General features: G+C 72.6%; 15 protein-coding genes. 3 read left to right on the forward strand and 12 right to left on the reverse strand.

Annotated features, from left to right (window positions below):
* Positions 1 to 171: 171 nt before the first annotated feature.
* The 4 genes from DEJ47_RS21800 to DEJ47_RS21815 all read right to left on the reverse strand — a co-directional run bounded on the left by DEJ47_RS21800 (position 172) and on the right by DEJ47_RS21815 (position 4,858).
* Positions 172 to 1,350, reverse strand: coding sequence for an acyltransferase family protein (locus DEJ47_RS21800; protein WP_150170828.1), 1,179 nt, complete (start codon positions 1,348 to 1,350; stop codon positions 172 to 174).
* Between the two features lie 100 nt (positions 1,351 to 1,450).
* Complete coding sequence (locus tag DEJ47_RS21805) at positions 1,451 to 2,821, reverse strand: sugar porter family MFS transporter (RefSeq protein ID WP_223828443.1); 1,371 nt, start codon at positions 2,819 to 2,821, stop codon at positions 1,451 to 1,453.
* Between the two features lie 57 nt (positions 2,822 to 2,878).
* Complete coding sequence (locus tag DEJ47_RS21810; protein WP_223828444.1) at positions 2,879 to 4,183, reverse strand: sulfotransferase family protein; 1,305 nt, start codon at positions 4,181 to 4,183, stop codon at positions 2,879 to 2,881.
* Between the two features lie 75 nt (positions 4,184 to 4,258).
* Positions 4,259 to 4,858, reverse strand: a complete 600-nt coding sequence (locus DEJ47_RS21815) for a TetR/AcrR family transcriptional regulator (RefSeq protein WP_150170830.1) — start codon at positions 4,856 to 4,858, stop codon at positions 4,259 to 4,261.
* Between the two features lie 244 nt (positions 4,859 to 5,102).
* Between DEJ47_RS21815 and DEJ47_RS21820 the strand changes: the two genes are divergently transcribed.
* Positions 5,103 to 6,299 (forward strand): transposase, encoded by a 1,197-nt coding sequence (locus DEJ47_RS21820; protein WP_150170832.1) that lies wholly within the window; start codon positions 5,103 to 5,105, stop codon positions 6,297 to 6,299.
* Between the two features lie 31 nt (positions 6,300 to 6,330).
* On the opposite strand, the gene glpX is transcribed toward DEJ47_RS21820, so the two are convergent.
* From glpX to DEJ47_RS21840, 4 genes are all read right to left on the reverse strand, one after another.
* Entirely contained in the window at positions 6,331 to 7,368 is a 1,038-nt protein-coding gene (gene glpX, locus DEJ47_RS21825) for a class II fructose-bisphosphatase (RefSeq protein WP_150175784.1), read from the reverse strand.
* Positions 7,369 to 7,576: 208 nt separating this feature from the next.
* Positions 7,577 to 8,365 (reverse strand): SDR family NAD(P)-dependent oxidoreductase, encoded by a 789-nt coding sequence (locus DEJ47_RS21830; protein ID WP_190415487.1) that lies wholly within the window; start codon positions 8,363 to 8,365, stop codon positions 7,577 to 7,579.
* Positions 8,366 to 8,414: 49 nt separating this feature from the next.
* Positions 8,415 to 9,113, reverse strand: coding sequence for an HAD family hydrolase (locus tag DEJ47_RS21835; protein WP_150170834.1), 699 nt, complete (start codon positions 9,111 to 9,113; stop codon positions 8,415 to 8,417).
* A gap of 60 nt (positions 9,114 to 9,173) precedes the next feature.
* Complete coding sequence (locus tag DEJ47_RS21840; protein ID WP_150170836.1) at positions 9,174 to 9,803, reverse strand: ScbR family autoregulator-binding transcription factor; 630 nt, start codon at positions 9,801 to 9,803, stop codon at positions 9,174 to 9,176.
* A 202-nt stretch (positions 9,804 to 10,005) separates the two neighbouring features.
* Between DEJ47_RS21840 and DEJ47_RS21845 the strand changes: the two genes are divergently transcribed.
* Complete coding sequence (locus tag DEJ47_RS21845; protein ID WP_223828445.1) at positions 10,006 to 10,914, forward strand: ScbA/BarX family gamma-butyrolactone biosynthesis protein; 909 nt, start codon at positions 10,006 to 10,008, stop codon at positions 10,912 to 10,914.
* A 74-nt stretch (positions 10,915 to 10,988) separates the two neighbouring features.
* Here the strand turns inward: DEJ47_RS21845 and DEJ47_RS21850 are convergent, their stop codons facing one another.
* The 4 genes from DEJ47_RS21850 to DEJ47_RS21860 all read right to left on the reverse strand — a co-directional run bounded on the left by DEJ47_RS21850 (position 10,989) and on the right by DEJ47_RS21860 (position 14,270).
* A complete protein-coding gene (locus DEJ47_RS21850; protein WP_317850858.1) occupies positions 10,989 to 11,543 on the reverse strand; it encodes a phosphotransferase in 555 nt (184 codons plus the stop codon).
* 117 nt (positions 11,544 to 11,660) lie between these two features.
* Complete coding sequence (locus DEJ47_RS21855) at positions 11,661 to 12,740, reverse strand: molybdopterin-dependent oxidoreductase (RefSeq protein ID WP_161236065.1); 1,080 nt, start codon at positions 12,738 to 12,740, stop codon at positions 11,661 to 11,663.
* The gene (locus DEJ47_RS36495; RefSeq protein WP_161236066.1) at positions 12,737 to 12,925 is read right to left on the reverse strand and encodes a hypothetical protein; all 189 of its coding nucleotides are present in this window, start codon (positions 12,923 to 12,925) and stop codon (positions 12,737 to 12,739) included. The genes DEJ47_RS21855 and DEJ47_RS36495 overlap by 4 nt, the downstream gene beginning before the upstream one ends.
* Before the next feature lie 115 nt (positions 12,926 to 13,040).
* Complete coding sequence (locus DEJ47_RS21860) at positions 13,041 to 14,270, reverse strand: lipase family protein (RefSeq protein ID WP_150170842.1); 1,230 nt, start codon at positions 14,268 to 14,270, stop codon at positions 13,041 to 13,043.
* A 188-nt stretch (positions 14,271 to 14,458) separates the two neighbouring features.
* Between DEJ47_RS21860 and DEJ47_RS21865 the strand changes: the two genes are divergently transcribed.
* On the forward strand, positions 14,459 to 14,956 hold the full coding sequence (locus DEJ47_RS21865) for a hypothetical protein (RefSeq protein WP_150170844.1): 498 nt from the start codon (positions 14,459 to 14,461) through the stop codon (positions 14,954 to 14,956).
* Positions 14,957 to 14,966 lie beyond the last annotated feature (10 nt).

Below are 14,966 nucleotides of genomic sequence, written 5' to 3' on the forward strand. Positions count from 1 at the left end.
CCCCCTTGGAGGCGGCTCGGCGCCCCACGGTGTCGTCACAGCAGTGTGAAATACTTGCCTTTGCAAGCATAGGTCAAGGTGCGTCACGAGACCAGCATGTGGACGCACGCAAGGGCCGGCGCACCCCTTTCGAGGTGCGCCGGCTCTCCTGCGTCACTGCCGCGGGCGCCGCTACGGACGCCGCTCGGCGCGCGGCTTGGCGAACCTGCGCATCAGCGGCATCTCGACGCCCTTGTGCAGCAGCCACGCGAAGGCCATGCACACCACGAAGTACAGGGCCATGACGCCCATGCCCCCGGCGAACCCGAACTGACGGGTCTCGCCGATCAGCGAACGGACGTGCACCAGGAGGACGTTGTGCACGATGTAGAAGGCGAATGACACCTCGCCGAGCCACACCATCACGCGCCCGCGGAACGGCGAGCGGTCACCGCGCAGGTCGGTGGCGGCGACGGCCGGGATGAGCAGCGCGAACGGGATGAGCGCCGCCGCGTTGAGGCCGAAGAGCCACGGGGTGGCGTTGGCGGCCGCGTACCCGACGACGACGAGACCGCAGGCGGGCAGCATGCCCAGGTTGATCCAGCGGCCGGTCATGAGGATGCGCGCCATGACGATGCCGAGGACGAAGTCGAGGGTGCGCACCGGCGGCAGCATGTAGACGGCCCAGTACTGGACCTCGGAGACCGGGAAGCCGTTGGACATCGTGCCGTCGGGCAGCAGCAGGTAGCCGAGCGCCGGGATCGCGGTGATGGTGGCGATCAGGCCGCAGGCCCACGCCCACAGGCGCTCGGGCCGTATCGCGGAGATCCAGCGGTGGAGCAGGGGGAAGCAGAGGTAGAAGAAGACCTCGCAGGAGAGCGACCAGCTGGGCGGGTTGATGCTCAGGTACGTGTGGTAGTCCGGGATCCACGTCTGCAGCAGGAGCAGGTTGGGCAGCCACTGCTGCCAGGTCGCGGTCGCCGCCGCGAACAGCACCATCGCGCCGATCCAGCCGACCACGTGGCTGGGGTAGAGCTTGACGAGGCGGCGGCGCCAGAACCTGCGGGGCGTGTCGTCCGGGCGGGCGGAGTACGTGAGGATGAAGCCGCTGAGCAGGAAGAAGAACGTGACGCCCATCCACCCCGTCTTGCTGGCGGCGGCGTGGAAGAAGTCCGAGACGTCGCCGCTGAAGGGGTTCAGGGGCGGCTCGGTGGTCAGGGACGCGTGGAAGAGGAAGACCATCACCGCCGCGATGAAGCGCAGGCCGGTCAGCGAGGGGAGCCGGGCGAAGCCGGCGGGTCTGATGTCCGGGGCGGGGGCTGTGCCGGTCGTACTGGCCGTACTGCCGAGGGGTGCGACGTTCGTCGCCATGGGGACCTCCATGAGTCCGTGTGTCTGTGAGTCCGTGAGTCCGTGTGTCCGTGAATCCGTAAGTCCGTGACCGGGAAGAAATTGCATCCTGATGCAAGGACTAGAGCTGTTGTCTCGCGCCCGTCGCCAGCTCCCGCTGGATCTCGTCGAACGAGCGGTTCTTCGTCTCCGGGACCGTGCGCACCACGAAGACCAGCGCCGCGCCGCAGACCGCGGCGAAGAACCAGAAGACGCTCGCCTCGCCGAACAGGTCGGCGGCGGGCAGGAAGAGCTGACCGACGACGAAGTTCGCGGACCAGTTGACGAGGACGCACAGCGCGACCCCCTTGGCGCGTACGTCCGGCGGGAAGACCTCGGCGGCGAGGATCCAGAACACCGGCCCGATGCCGACCGCGAAAGCGGAGACGTACAGCCCCATGGAGACGAGGCTGACCGCGTGCGACGCACCGCCGAACGCGCCGTTCAGCGCGCACCCGAGCGGCACGAGCGCCGCCGCCATGCCCACCAGAGAGAGGACGAGCAGCGGTTTGCGGCCCGCCCGGTCGACCAGCGGGATCGCGGCGACCGTCATCAGCAGGTTGGCCACGCCGATGGCGACCGAGTACATGATCGAGTTGGTGGCGGGGAGCCCGGCGCGCTGCATGATGCTGGGGGCGTAGTAGATGATCGTGTTGATCCCCGCGAACTGCTGCACCGCGCCGATCGTGACGCCGATCAGCAGCGCACGCCGTACGACGGGCACGGCGAGCATCCCGCGCAGGGTGCGGTGGCTCCCGCCCCTCCCGTCCTCTTCGCGGGCCGTCACCTCGCCGCCCTCTCTCCGCCGCCGGAGCCACACCGGGCTCTCGGGGACGAAGAAGAGACCGACCAGCATCAGGACGGACGGGATCAGCCCCGCGCCGAACATCGCACGCCAGTTGGCGTCCCCGGCGAACCAGAGGTTGATCAGGTACGAGACGAGGATGCCCGCGGTGAGCAGGATCTGGTTCACCGTGATGAGACGGCCGCGCAGCCGGGGCGGTGCCACCTCGGCGAGGTAGAGCGGGACGAGCGAGGAGGCGGAGCCGACGGCGAGCCCGAGGATCACGCGGGCGGCGACCAGGGTCCAGAAGCCGGTGGCCAGGGTGGCGAGCAGCAGCCCGAGTGTGAAGGCGGCGGCGATGACGATCAGCGTCCTGCGCCGTCCCCAGCGGTCGGCGGGCCCGCCGCTCCCCAGGGCGCCCGCCGCCGCGCCGAGCAGCAGGGACGAGATCACCGCGCCTTCCTGGAAGGACGTCAGGTGGAAGTCCTCCTTGAGGAACAGGAGTGCTCCCGAGATGACGCCCGTGTCGAAGCCGAAGAGCAGTCCGCCCAGGGCGACGACGCCGACGGTGAGCGCGAGCCGCCAGGCAGGAATGGCTGGTTCCAGTCCTTCGGGCGCCTCCGGCCCCGGAGGGGTGAGGGAGGTCGCCTCGTCAGATGTCACGGTCACCGGCGGCACTCGCTTTCTTGGGTCTGCGCAGGGGTCTGCGTACGGGGGATGGGGGTGTCACACGCCGTACCTCGTCCGGTACACCGCATAGCGGCTGTGCAGCTCGCGGCGTGAGAGGCCGAACTCGGCGGGCTGGAAGGGGCGGGCACGGCGGGCCTCGCGGGCCGTCCCCGCGACGAACGTCGCGACGACGCGGTCGAACATCGGCGTCGCCGTCACGCCCGCGAAGGCGAGCACGGCCCGCACCTGCCCGGCCGGGTCCGCCACCAGGTCGTCGAAGCGCAGGTCGAGCAGGCGTCCGCGCGGTACGTCGAGCCGGGCCCGCTCGGCCGCCACGAGATGCCGCTCGACGCGGTCGGCCCACTCCTGCCCGGCGGGCCGCACCTGACGTGTCGTGCGGCCACGCAGCGCCGTCGCGATCCCGGCGCACGCGGTGACGGTGTCCGCCGGATCGCGGTGCACCTGGACGACCTTGGCATCGGGGTAGACCCGCAGGAGCTGCTGCAGGTGGCGGGCGTGGAAGGAGTCGCGCAGGACCAGGCGGGAGGCGGGGACGCGCCAGGTGAGGGCCTGGAGCTGGGCGCGGTGGAACGCGTACGCCTCGGTCGTGTCGGCCGTCTCCAGCCAGGACGCGTACCCGGGCACCCGCCAGGAGAGCGTCGCGGCCATGCCGTGGAACGCGTTGCCGAGCAGCCGGTGGCAGCCGCCGGGCCGCGTGGCGCCGATGAGCAGTCCGGAACCGCGCCCGGCGGTGGCGAGCGCGGTGTCCCGCGCGACGCTCCCGGCCCGCTCGATGGCGGCGCGGCGCCGGCGGATCGTGGTGGGGCGGCCCGCCGGGTCGTGGAGTTCCGCGAGCGTCGGGGCGTCGAGCCCGGGGTGCTCGGCGAGGGCGTTGTGCAGCATCGCCGCGCCGCTGCCCGGCAGTCCGGTGACGAAGATCGGGGCGCGGATGTCGTTCAGTGCGATCTCGGGCCGGTCCCGCAGCAGCCTGATCATCTGCTGCTGCTTCAGGAGGGCCGCGACGAGCGCGGAGCGTGCGGCCGCGCGGCCCTCCGCATGCAGGCCGGCCTCCGTGTCGAGGGAGTGCAGCAGCCGGTCCAGCGCCGGCAGGAAGCGCAGCGCGACGGCGTCTCCGCCACCGTCCTCGCGCACCCGGTCCAGGAGGTCGTCCACGGCGAGCACGTCGCGGTCGCGCGGGCCCGGGTGCGCGCCGGGCGCCCCGATCTCCGCCGTCCGCGGCAGGTCGCCCGTGATCCGTCGCGGACGGCCGGTGCGGCGCCCCCAGACGGGACCGCCCCCGGTGCCGCCCCAGGGAACGGCCGACTCGCGTGCGAGGACCGCGGGTTCACTCCGTCTGCTCACCGAACCGCCTTCCTGATACGTGCGTCACTGACCGCTCCCGCTCCTGTGATGTCTTCGCGTACGTGTCGCCCGGCCTCAGTGCTTGGACAGGCCCGGCAGGACGAGCGCCCAGAGGCGGGAGAGGTGCCCCTCCACGCTGCCCTCGCCCTCGCCGGCGGCCGGCGGCCCGTGCAGCCGCTCCCGCAGCCGGGACTCCGCACCCGCCAGGAGGTACTCGGCGAGCAGCACCACGTCGTGTTCGGCGACGTCGGCGCCGAGTCCGGCTCCGCCCGCGCGGTCGAGGGTCTCCGCCACCGCGGGCAGCCAGAGACCGGACCACGTGCCGTCGCCGTCGGGGACCTCGCGCCACAGCCGGACGGCGGCCCGCACCACTTCGTCCTCCTCCAGGAGCCGCGCGAGCGCGAGGGTGAGCGCGACAACGCTGTCGAGCGCCGGTTCCGTGCCCGCGCCCGCCTCGGCGACGCACGCCCGGACCGCGGCGTCGCCGCGCGTCCGCACCGCTTGTGCCAGCCCCGCCTTGGACGAGAAGTGGAAGGTGAGGGCGCCGACCGAGATGCCCGCGGCCCCGGCGACCCGGGTGAGGGACGTGCCCTCGTACCCGGTGTGCTCGAACTCGTGGGCCGCCGCGCGGACCAGCGCCTCCCGGGTCCTCGCGGCCCGTTCCTGCTTCACCATCTCGCCCTTCCCTGTCCCCGGAGCCCGGCAATCCGCTCCGGTCCTGCACGCCACAGCCACTGTGGGCACTGGGCGCGTCGCCGACAACGCCGACTTCCGAAAGTCGCCCCTCGTGCCGCACGGCGGGGGCCGGACTTGGCCAAGTAGCGCTCTTCCGCACTTCCATCCGCACCCCGGACTTCAAAAGAAAACGAACGTTCTCTATTCTTGGAGGGGTCAGGCGCCATCACGGGGAGGGAATGCCATGACAGAGCTGCAGGATCACCGGCTGCCCGAGCTGATCGCGGACGGGTCCATCACCTCGTACGCGGAGACCGTCTTCGGCCATCTGCGCCGAGCGGACCAGCGGCGCTGGGCCGCCGCCTACGTACTGGGACTGCTCACCACGCCCGGCAGGAAGTCGGTCAAGCGGCTCGCGGCACAGCTGCACGCGGGCCCCACGGCCGCCCAGTCCCTGCACCAGTTCGCCAACGCCAGCCCCTGGGAGTGGGACCCGGCGCGGTACGAACTGCTGCGGCTCGCCGAGCGCCGCACCCGGGTCCGCGCCTGGACCGTCGGCGTCGCGGTGCTGCCCAAGCGCGGCAACCACTCCTGCGGCGTGCACCAGCGGTTCGAGCGGGCCACGGGCCGCACCGTCAACTGCCAGATGGGCATAGGGCTCTTCGCGTCGTCGGACACCGCGCACATTCCCGTGGACTGGCGGCTGCGGCTCCCCAAGGAGTGGGACGAGGACGCGGAGCTGCGGGCGCGGACGCGCATCCCCGACACCGTGCGGCACTGCTCGCCCACCGAGCACGTCCTGCACCTCGTCGACTCCCTCGCCCCGCACTCGGGCCGCGAACCGGTTCCCGTGGTCGCCGACACGAGCCACCACCCGACGTCGGGCGCGCACCTGGCCACGGAGCTCACCGCGCGCGGGCGCCACAGCGTGATCGCCGTGCCGCACGGCCTGCGGGTCGTGCCGGAGGGCCAGCGCGTCCTCGCGCCCGGCACGCCCGACGGCGTCCTCACGGCGGGGCGGCTCCTGCAACTCCTGTCGCCCAAGGGGGCGGTGTCGGCGGCGGTGGACTTCCGGCACGGCGCGCCGCGCGCCGACCGGCTGGTCTCCGCGCTGGTGCGGCTGCCCGGACGGCGGGGTGTCTCGCCGGGCGTGTACCGGGTCTTCGCGCGGCGCCGTCCCGGGTCCCCGGGTGTGGGGCGCATCTGGCTGACCAGCCTGGTCAACCCGCGCCTGCACGATCTGCTGCCACTGGTGCAGGCGCACTCCGGCACCGTCTCCGCCCTCGCGGACCTCACCGAGAACTACGGCCTGCGCGACTTCGAGGGCCGCTCGTTCCCCGGCTGGCACCACCACATGACGCTGGCGTCCGCGGCGTACGCGTACCGGCGGCTCGTCGCGGGGGACCCGGCGGAGCAGTGGCCGCAGCGGCGCATCGCCTGAGGACGGCCACCGCCCGCCGGGTGACGCGGGGTCAGCTCGCCCGGTCGAAGTCGACGGCGCTGTACGCGCGCAGCTTCGTGAGCCGGTGCGTGGAGCCGATGCGGCGGATCGTACGGGAGCGGGAGCGCATCACCAGGGACTCGGTGGTGGCGCTCGCCGCACCGTAGCGCACGCCGCGCAGCAGCTCGCCATCGGTGATGCCGGTGGCGACGAAGAAGACGTTGTCGCCCTTGACCAGGTCGTCCGTGGCGAGGACACGGTCGAGGTCGTGGCCCGCGTCGATGGCGCGCCGGCGCTCCTCGTCGTCCCTGGGCCGCAACCTGCCCTGGATGGTGCCGCCCAGGCACTTGATGGCACAGGCCGAGATGATGCCCTCGGGGGTGCCGCCGACGCCGAGCAGCAGGTCGACGCCGCTGTCCTCCTGGACGGCGAGGACGGAACCCGCGACGTCGCCGTCGGAGATGAGCTTGATGCGGGCGCCCGTCGCACGGACCTCGTCGATCACCGCCCGGTGCCGCGGCCGGTCGAGGACGACGACGGTGACGTCCTCGGGGGCCAGGTTCTTCGCCTTGGCGACGCGGCGGACGTTGACCGACGCGGGCGCGTCGATGTCCACGTAGTCCGCGGCTTCGGGTCCTGTCACCAGCTTGTCCATGTAGAAGACGGCGGACGGGTCGAACATGGCGCCGCGGTCGGCGGCGGCGAGGACGGCGACGGCGTTGGGCATGCCCTTCGCGGTGAGGGTGGTGCCGTCGATCGGGTCGACGGCGATGTCGACCTCGGCGCCGGTGCCGTCGCCGACGCGCTCCCCGTTGAAGAGCATCGGGGCTTCGTCCTTCTCGCCCTCGCCGATGACGACGACGCCGTTCATCGAGACGGTGGAGACGAGGGTCCGCATGGCGCGCACGGCCGCGCCGTCGGCGCCGTTCTTGTCGCCGCGGCCGACCCAGCGGCCCGCGGCCATGGCGGCGGCCTCGGTGACCCGGACGAGCTCCAGGGCGAGGTTGCGGTCGGGAGCCTCCGCGGCTACCGCGAGCGGGGAGGACGTCGGGACGGGGGAGGTGAGCAGAGGCACCGGTGAGACCTTCCGATTCCGTGAACGGGCAGCTTCCGTCCGGACGTTACGTCCCCCGGCCGCCGCGACACCCGCCCGGACCGCGAGCTCCCCACGCCTTTGGCAACTCCCCGAGGCCCCGCCGCCCCCGGCGCACGCGGGCCGGGGCACCCCCCTCCTGTGCCCCGGCCCACGCGTACGACAGCCGTACGACCGCCCTGCCTCAGGCCGCCGTCCACCCGCCGTCGACCGGTACGGACCCGCCCGTGACGAACGACGAGCGGTCGCTGAGCAGCCACGCGGCGGCCTGCGCCACCTCCACCGGATCGGCCATCCGCTTCTGCATGGAGCGGGAGACGAAGCTCTCCTCCAGGGACGGCGTGTCCGCGAGCACCTGGTCCATGAGCTCCGTGCGGGTGCTCCCCACCACCAGGGCGTTCACCCGGATCCCGCGCCGCCCGTACTCGTCGCCGCCCGCCTTCGTCAGCCCCAGCACGGCGTGCTTCGCCGCGATGTACGACGCCGTGGCTCCCGTCGCGACCACGCCCGCCGCGCTGGAGGTGTTGACGACCGCGCCCCCTCGGCCGTCCGCCAGCATCGCGGTGATCTGCGCCTTCATGCAGTTCCAGACACCGCGTACGTTGACGTCGATCACCTGGTCGAAGACGGCGTCGTCGGTCTCGTGCAACGGGGTGCCCGCGGTGGCCCACCCCGCGTTGTTGAACCCGCCGTCCAGCCGGCCGTACGTCTCCACCGCCGCGTCGACCACCCGCCGTACGTCCGCCGGGACCGTCACGTCCCCGGCGACCGCGAGGGCCTGCCCGCCGGTCTCCGCTATCTCCGCGGCGATCTTCTCGATCAGCTGCTCACGGCGTGCCGTGAGGACCACGGCGGCGCCCTCCGCGGCGAACAGCCGTGCCGCCGCCGCGCCGATGCCGCTCGAAGCGCCGGTGATCATGACCGTCTTGCCGGCCAGCATGCCGTCTCCGCCGGGCGTCGTGGTGTCGTTCATCGTCTTGCCGTCCCCCTGGTTGTGGTGATGCGTGTGGTGGTGCCGAACCTCACAGCGCGACGTTCGCGGGCCAGACAGTGCCCGCCGCGGCCTCCGCGTCGAGAGTGCGGATGAGCTCCTCGTCGATCGCGTCCAGCGAGCCGACGATGTGCCGGACCGACAGCTCCTCCATGAACGTGCGCTGGAAACTGCAGGGATGGCCGATGAACGGCACGCCGAGTCCCTTCGCCGTCTCGGCGACCCGCGCGACGTCGTCCACGAACAGGACCTCGTCGAGGCCCAGCGAGAACACGTCCTCGGCGATCTCCCTGATGCCGGGGCGGAACGAGTCGGTGCAGACGTAGCCGGGGCCGTCGAAGAGGTGCGCCCACGGTCCCAGGTGCGTGTCGAAGTGGGGCTTGCTCAGGCCGCCGTAGCAGACGACCTGGAGGCCCAGGCCGCGTACCCGCTCGATGAGGTCGGCGGCGCCCGGGTTCGGCCGCACCGGGTGCTCGGCGACGTAGCGGTCGCGCTCGGCGAAGTAGAGCTCCAGGGCCTCGTCGCCCGTGATGTCGAGGCCGGCCGCACGGGCCATCTCGCCACCGGCGACGCGGCGCGGCTGGGACAGGATGCGCCGCTCGGTCCCGGCGTCGTACACGCCTCCGCGGCTGGTGATGAAGTTGCCGATGACCGGGCTGAACGTGTCGTTGAGCAGAACGCCGTCGATGTTGAGCGCGACGAGGCGCAGGCGGTCGAAGTGCTGGTGCATGGAACGTCCTTGGCTGCTGGTCGGTCAGGAAGGTGCTGCGGTGGGTCGGAGGAGGTGCCGTCAGGCGTTGACCGCGGCTTCCCTCGCCTCGCTCACGTCGATGGTGTCGGCGGCGTTCCCCGTGGCAATGGCGGGCATGAGGAGCCGCCACATGGCCCGGGTCCGTTCGGGCAGGTCCTCGCGGCCGCTCGCGAGCAGGGAGTACGCCTGGAGGCCCGTACACGCGGACACGATGAACTCGGCGAGCGTGCGGACGTCGACGTCCGCACGGACGTCGCCCGCCGTGCGGCCGTCGGCGAGGCACTCCTCCATGATCCGGGCCCACTCCCGGTAGGGCGTGGCGTCGTCGAGTCCGAAACCGGTCTGCTCGCTGGTGAGCCGGACACCCGCGCGCAGCATCGGGTCCGTCTGGAGCTTGTGCGCCCACACGAACGTGATGTCCACCAGGCGTTGCAGGCCCTGCGACTTCAGGGCGGGCACGATGCTCGCGGGCTGGGCGCGCATCACCGCCAGGGCCAGCGCCTCCTTGTTGGGGAAGTGGAAGTAGACGGCTCCGAGCGTCACACCGGCGCGGTTCATGATCTCCCGCATGCCGGCACCGCTGTACCCGCGCTCGTCGAAGACCTCAGCGGCGGCGCGAAGGATCTCCTCGCGCGTTTTCTGGGCCCGCTCCTGCTTCGGTTCCGGCATCCGGACGGCCTCTCTCGACAAACAAAAAGAACGCACGTTACTTTACGCGTCATGGTTCTGGGTGACCAGAGCCCGCGCACTTCGATCGGGCATCACACATCCCTGGGGGGGACCCATGCCTTTCGTTTCGCATGCACAGAACACCGCGCCGAGCGCTGCGCGCACCACTGCTCGGACCACACCGGCGACACAACTGCGGCCCGTGCCGCAGGAGTACGTCCACAAGCTGGACGCCGCGGAGGTACTGCTCACGGGCTGGGCGCCCGCCGGTGAGGACCGCGTGACGGTCACCGCCCGGTGGCCGCGCGGCCACGCCTTCTACGCGCCCGTCACCGGACGGCACGACCCGATGCTGCTCGCCGAGACGCTGCGGCAGAGCATCCCGCTGATCTCGCACGCCCTCTACGACGTGCCGCTCGGCCACCACCTCATCTGGCAGCACTTCACCTTCGAGGTCGCGCCCGGGGCGATGTTCCTCGACGTCGGCCCGATGGACGTCGAACTCCGCATCGCCTGCGGCGACATCGCCCGGCGCGGCGGTCGTCTCGCCGCCCTGACGATGGACATCGAGATCCTGCGCGACGGCCGTCACCTCGGTACCGCGCACACCCGGTTCAGCAGCCACGCCCCGGCGATCTACCGCAGACTCCGCGGCGACCGCTGCACACCCTCCGGCGACACGATTCCGGCCGGGCCCCCTGCGCCGCCCGCCCCGGTGGCCCGCGCCCACGCCAAGGACGTCGTGCTCTCACCCACGCCGGAGCCGCTCTCGCCGCCGCTTTCGCTCCCGCACCAGTGGCAGTTGCGCGTCGACCAGACGCACCCCATCCTGTTCGACCACCCCGTCGACCACGCACCGGGCATGCTCCTGCTCGAAGCGGCCCGCCAAGCCGCCCACGCCGTCCAGGACCCGCTGGGCGGAGCCGTCTTCCCGATCCGCTTCGAGTCGGCGTTCTTCCGCTACGTCGAGTTCGACGCGCCCTGCGTGATCACCGCCCACGTCGAACCGTCCGCCTACCCGGAAGGCCACTTGGGCGTCTCGGTCACAGCCCTCCAGGAGGACAACGAGGCCTTCTCCTGCCGAGTGACCCTGGCCCGCGCAACCCGGTGACCCCGACCCGCGCGACCCGGTGACCCCCGGGCCCGGCGGACGGAAGACCCGCCGGGCCCGGCACCAGGACAGCGCTACCGGCCGATCAGCCTCTGAAGCGTGGCCCGCCACGCATGGCCCCACGTCACCTTCCCGCCGGGCAGGCCGCGTTCGCCGTTGCGGCCGATGTCGATGAGGGACAGGGACTGGAGGGCCGCCCATCCCTTGGCGCGGCGGATCATCGGGTCGTCGGCGCGGCCGTACGCGGTGAAGAAGCGGGGGGCGGACCCGGCCGGGAGGATCAGCCATGCTGCTCCGAGGTCCGTCGCCGGGTCGCCCGCGCAGAGTTCACCGAAGTCGAGGACGCCGGTGAGGGCGCCGTCGGCGACCACGACGTTCGCGGGGTGCAGGTCGCGGTGGAGCCAACTGGGCGGGCCCTGCCACGCGGGTGCCGCCACGGCGTCCTCCCAGAGGGCGCGGAGGGCGTGCGCGTCGTCCGGGCCGATGCCGGTGTCCTCGGGTGACAGGTCCGCGAGGCGTCCGGGGAAGTCGGCTGCGAGGGGCGCCGACGGGCAGCCCCTGCCCTGGTGCCGAGGTGCCGTCGCGGGCGCGGCATGCGCAGCGCCAAGTCCTCGCCGAGGCGCCGCAATTCGTTGTCCCGGCCCCGGGCGGTCCGGCGGATCTCCAGGTCCGCCAGGTCCGGGTGCTTCTCCTTCAGGAGGGCACGCCGCAAGGGTTCCGTGATCTGGCTCTCGGGTGCTCGATGACTACTCCTCGGCGGCGGGCGAGTACGCGTGTGGCGGTCGGCTCGCGGGAGCGTCCACCGTGAACCGGACCTCGTGCACGGAGTTCCGCGCGCCCGGCGGCGGCTGGACCCGGCCCGCCGCGTCCGTCGCGCGCGAGCGGACCGTGTGCGGCCCCGGTGCGAGCGTTCGGTGCAGGGAGAAGGCCTGCCAGGCCGGGTCGGCGCCGGGGACGTCGAGCGTGGCGGGCTCCCAGGGGCCACCGTCGAAGGAGAGGTCGAGGCGGACGACCGCCGTCGTGCTCCACGTACGACCCCTGAACGCCCGGCCCGTGCAGGGGAGTCGGGCGTCCTGCTCGGGCGAGAGGATCTTGCTGTTGACGTCCAGCGCGCGCACCGGCTGCGGGGTGTCGTACCCGGGGAGCGTCCGCGTGTAGAGGGTCGTCGTGAACATGTGCTCCGGTCGCTCGTCCGTCAGGACGACCCGGGTCAGCCACTTCACCGAGTTCGTGCCGAACATACGCGGCACGACCGCCCGCAGTGGGTACCCGTGCCGGACGCGCAGCGGCTCGCCGTTCATGCCGTGCGCGAGGAACACGTCACGGCGGGCGGTCTCCAGGGGGAGGTCCTTCACGTACGAGAGTCCGTCCTCGCCCTGGAAGGAGCCGGTGTCCGCGCCCTCGAAGAGCACGTGCCGTGCGGCGGGCAGCGGGCCCGCGCGGTCCAGGAGCGCGGCCAGGGGCAGACCCGTCCACTCGACGTTCGTCACCGCGCGCGTGGGCGTGTCGGGCCGGTACGGGCTGCCGAAGCACTCGTGGACGGCGGTGAGGTGGTCCGACGGCAGGGCGAGGAGCGTCGCGAGGTCGAGGCGCAGGGGCCGGTCGACCAGGCCCTCGACCGTCAGGCTCCAGGCCGCGGGGTCGATGTCGGGGCAGCCGCCGAGGTGGCTGCGGACGAAGACGTTGTCGACCGGGGTGATGAAGTCGGGGCCGGGGGCCGGGTCCCCGTGCGAGGGGTCATCGGGCGGCGGGACCAGCGGCGGCGTGGAGGAGGAGGCGGGTGCGGGCGCGGAGGCGGGTGCGGGCGTAGAGGTGTGTGCGGTCATCCGGCGGCTCCCTTTCCGATGCCTCCGGAGCTGCCGGGGACTCCGGAGCTGCCGGGGGCGCCGGGGCCATCGGGTTCGGCGCCCGGCTCCGTCCCACCGCGGTGCGGCGCCGTGTCGGACGCCTTCATCGCCAGGACGAACAGGGCCAGCATGGTCAGGGACAGGGCCGTGGGCGTGATGAGCATGACGAGAATTCCCCCCGGGTTCTCGAAGTCGTGCAAACCTCGAGATCCTAGGGGGACTTCCCCGCGTGGCCCCACTCATTTTCCGCCCCGGCCCGCCGCGCCGCCGCCCCGCGCCTCAGCAGTTGCCGCGCGCCTCCTTCCCCGCGAACCGCTCCGCCAGCCACTGCGCCGCGTACGGCGACTGCGTCATCACGGCGCTGACGTGGTCACCGACGGGCACCGTGTGCCACTCGACGTTCGCGCCCCGCGCACACCAGTCGGCGCGGACCTTGGTGCCCACGGCGTACGGGATGAGCTCGTCGGCGAACGCGTGGTACTGGTACACGGGCGCGTCCGGCCTGGCCCCGCCGACCCGGGACTCGGTCAGACGCTGCTTCCAGTCCGGCTGTTCGAGGGGGTTCTTCGTCGTCATGGACGCGATCGTCTTGAACGAGCCGAGCACCGAGCCGTCCGCGACGCAGGAGTCGCGCAGCGCGCCGATGAGCTTCCTGCCCTTGTCGTTGAGGTAGGAGTCGAGCCTCAGCTCGGGGAAGGCCGCGTCCTGACCGATCGCCGCCATGAAGATCAGGCCCGAGCCGTACAGGCCGTCGTTGAACTTCGCGACCTTCAGCAGGTCACCGGGTACGCCACCGGTCGCCGTGCCCTTGACGTCGAGTTCGGGGGCGTACGTGCCGTGCAGCTCGGCCGCCCACGACGAGGCCTGGCCGCCCTGCGAGTAGCCCATGATGCCGACCGGCGTGTCCTTGCCGAGGCCCGCCTCCGGCAGCCGGATCGCGGCGCGGGCGGCGTCCAGCATGGCCTGGCCCTCCGCGCGGCCCACGGTGTAGGTGTGGTCGCCCGGTGTGCCGAGGCCCTCGTAGTCGGTGACGGCCACCGCCCAGCCGCGCAGGGTGAGCTGCTGGATCAGGTTGCCTTCCAGCGTGGTGCCCTTGGGGAAGCCCGCGCTGGGTGCACAGCGGTCGGCGACTCCGACGGTCCCCACGGCGTAGGTGATCAGGGGGCGGGGGCCCTTCCTGCCGTCCTGGGGCACGATGACCGTGCCCGACACGGTGTTCGGCTCGCCCTTGGCCGTGGTCGAGCGGTAGTGGATCTTCCAGGCCTTGGTGTCGGTCGGCTGGTGGGGCAGCGGGTGGAAGCTGCTGGGTTCGGAGGACACGATGTCGCCGGGGGAGTCGGCGGTCGCGGGGGCCGCGGGGGCCGCGGGGGCCGCGGGGGCGGCGGCGGTCGCGGTGGTCGTGGGGGCGCCGGTGGGTGCGGCGGCTTGTGCCGCGGTGAGCGGGGTGATGGCCGACAGGCCGAGCGCGGCCACCACGGCCCACGCCGCGGCGCTGGTACGTGTGTGCATGCGGCTCTCCCAACTTTCCTCAGGGGCAGGGGTGTTCTGTCAACGACCGTAGAGACCGGCGGGTAATCGCCGGGATGACCGGGACGCTCACCTTCGTTGACCTCGGCTCGCAGGTATCCAGGCCGCCGTCTCGGCGCTACGTTCGCAGAGGGGGAGCCGCGGGGCTCGGAGCGATGGGGGTGTGGCGGATGCTCGATGACGCCATGACGGCATTGGCGGCGGAGGGCTCGACCGCCGTCGTGCAGGCCGCGGGGACGGAGGCGTGGCGGGACGTACGGGGACCGGTGGCCCGGTGGTTCGGCCGCGGCGACCCGGCCCGCGAGCAGGCCGAGCTGGCCCGTCTGGACCGGACGGACGCCCACCTCAAGGGGGTGGAGGGCGAGGTGGGGCGGCGGCTGCGCGGCGAAGAGCAGATCTCCTGGCGCACGCGCTTCGAGATCGCTCTGGACGACCTGGACGACGGCGTGCGCCGGGCGCTCGGCGACGGACTGCGGGAGCTCGTGCGGGAGCTGCGGTCCGTCCTCGCGCGGGGCGCGCCCACCGTCGGGCACCTGACGGCGTCCGGCCCCGGCGGGCAGGCCGTTCTCGGCTCCGTCGTGAACCACGGCAGCCCGGTCAACATCGGCGAGATGCACGGGGATCTGTGGCTGGACCGCCCTTCCCCGCCGGATCCGGCCGAGGGCTGAGCGGACCGGC

The sequence above is a fragment of the Streptomyces venezuelae genome (genome assembly GCF_008642355.1).
Lineage (GTDB): Bacteria > Actinomycetota > Actinomycetes > Streptomycetales > Streptomycetaceae > Streptomyces > Streptomyces venezuelae_B.

What these genes read in the sequence shown, in the direction of transcription:
- DEJ47_RS21865 (WP_150170844.1), top strand. Translation starts at nt 14,459, where the DNA reads ATGCTCGATGACGCCATGACGGCATTGGCGGCGGAGGGCTCGACCGCC.
- DEJ47_RS21820 (WP_150170832.1), top strand. Translation starts at nt 5,103, where the DNA reads ATGACAGAGCTGCAGGATCACCGGCTGCCCGAGCTGATCGCGGACGGG.
- DEJ47_RS21815 (WP_150170830.1), bottom strand. Translation starts at nt 4,858, where the DNA reads ATGGTGAAGCAGGAACGGGCCGCGAGGACCCGGGAGGCGCTGGTCCGC.
- DEJ47_RS21840 (WP_150170836.1), bottom strand. Translation starts at nt 9,803, where the DNA reads ATGCCGGAACCGAAGCAGGAGCGGGCCCAGAAAACGCGCGAGGAGATC.
- DEJ47_RS21835 (WP_150170834.1), bottom strand. Translation starts at nt 9,113, where the DNA reads ATGCACCAGCACTTCGACCGCCTGCGCCTCGTCGCGCTCAACATCGAC.
- DEJ47_RS21800 (WP_150170828.1), bottom strand. Translation starts at nt 1,350, where the DNA reads ATGGCGACGAACGTCGCACCCCTCGGCAGTACGGCCAGTACGACCGGC.
- DEJ47_RS21860 (WP_150170842.1), bottom strand. Translation starts at nt 14,270, where the DNA reads ATGCACACACGTACCAGCGCCGCGGCGTGGGCCGTGGTGGCCGCGCTC.
- DEJ47_RS21855 (WP_161236065.1), bottom strand. Translation starts at nt 12,740, where the DNA reads ATGACCGCACACACCTCTACGCCCGCACCCGCCTCCGCGCCCGCACCC.
- DEJ47_RS36495 (WP_161236066.1), bottom strand. Translation starts at nt 12,925, where the DNA reads ATGCTCATCACGCCCACGGCCCTGTCCCTGACCATGCTGGCCCTGTTC.
- DEJ47_RS21830 (WP_190415487.1), bottom strand. Translation starts at nt 8,365, where the DNA reads ATGAACGACACCACGACGCCCGGCGGAGACGGCATGCTGGCCGGCAAG.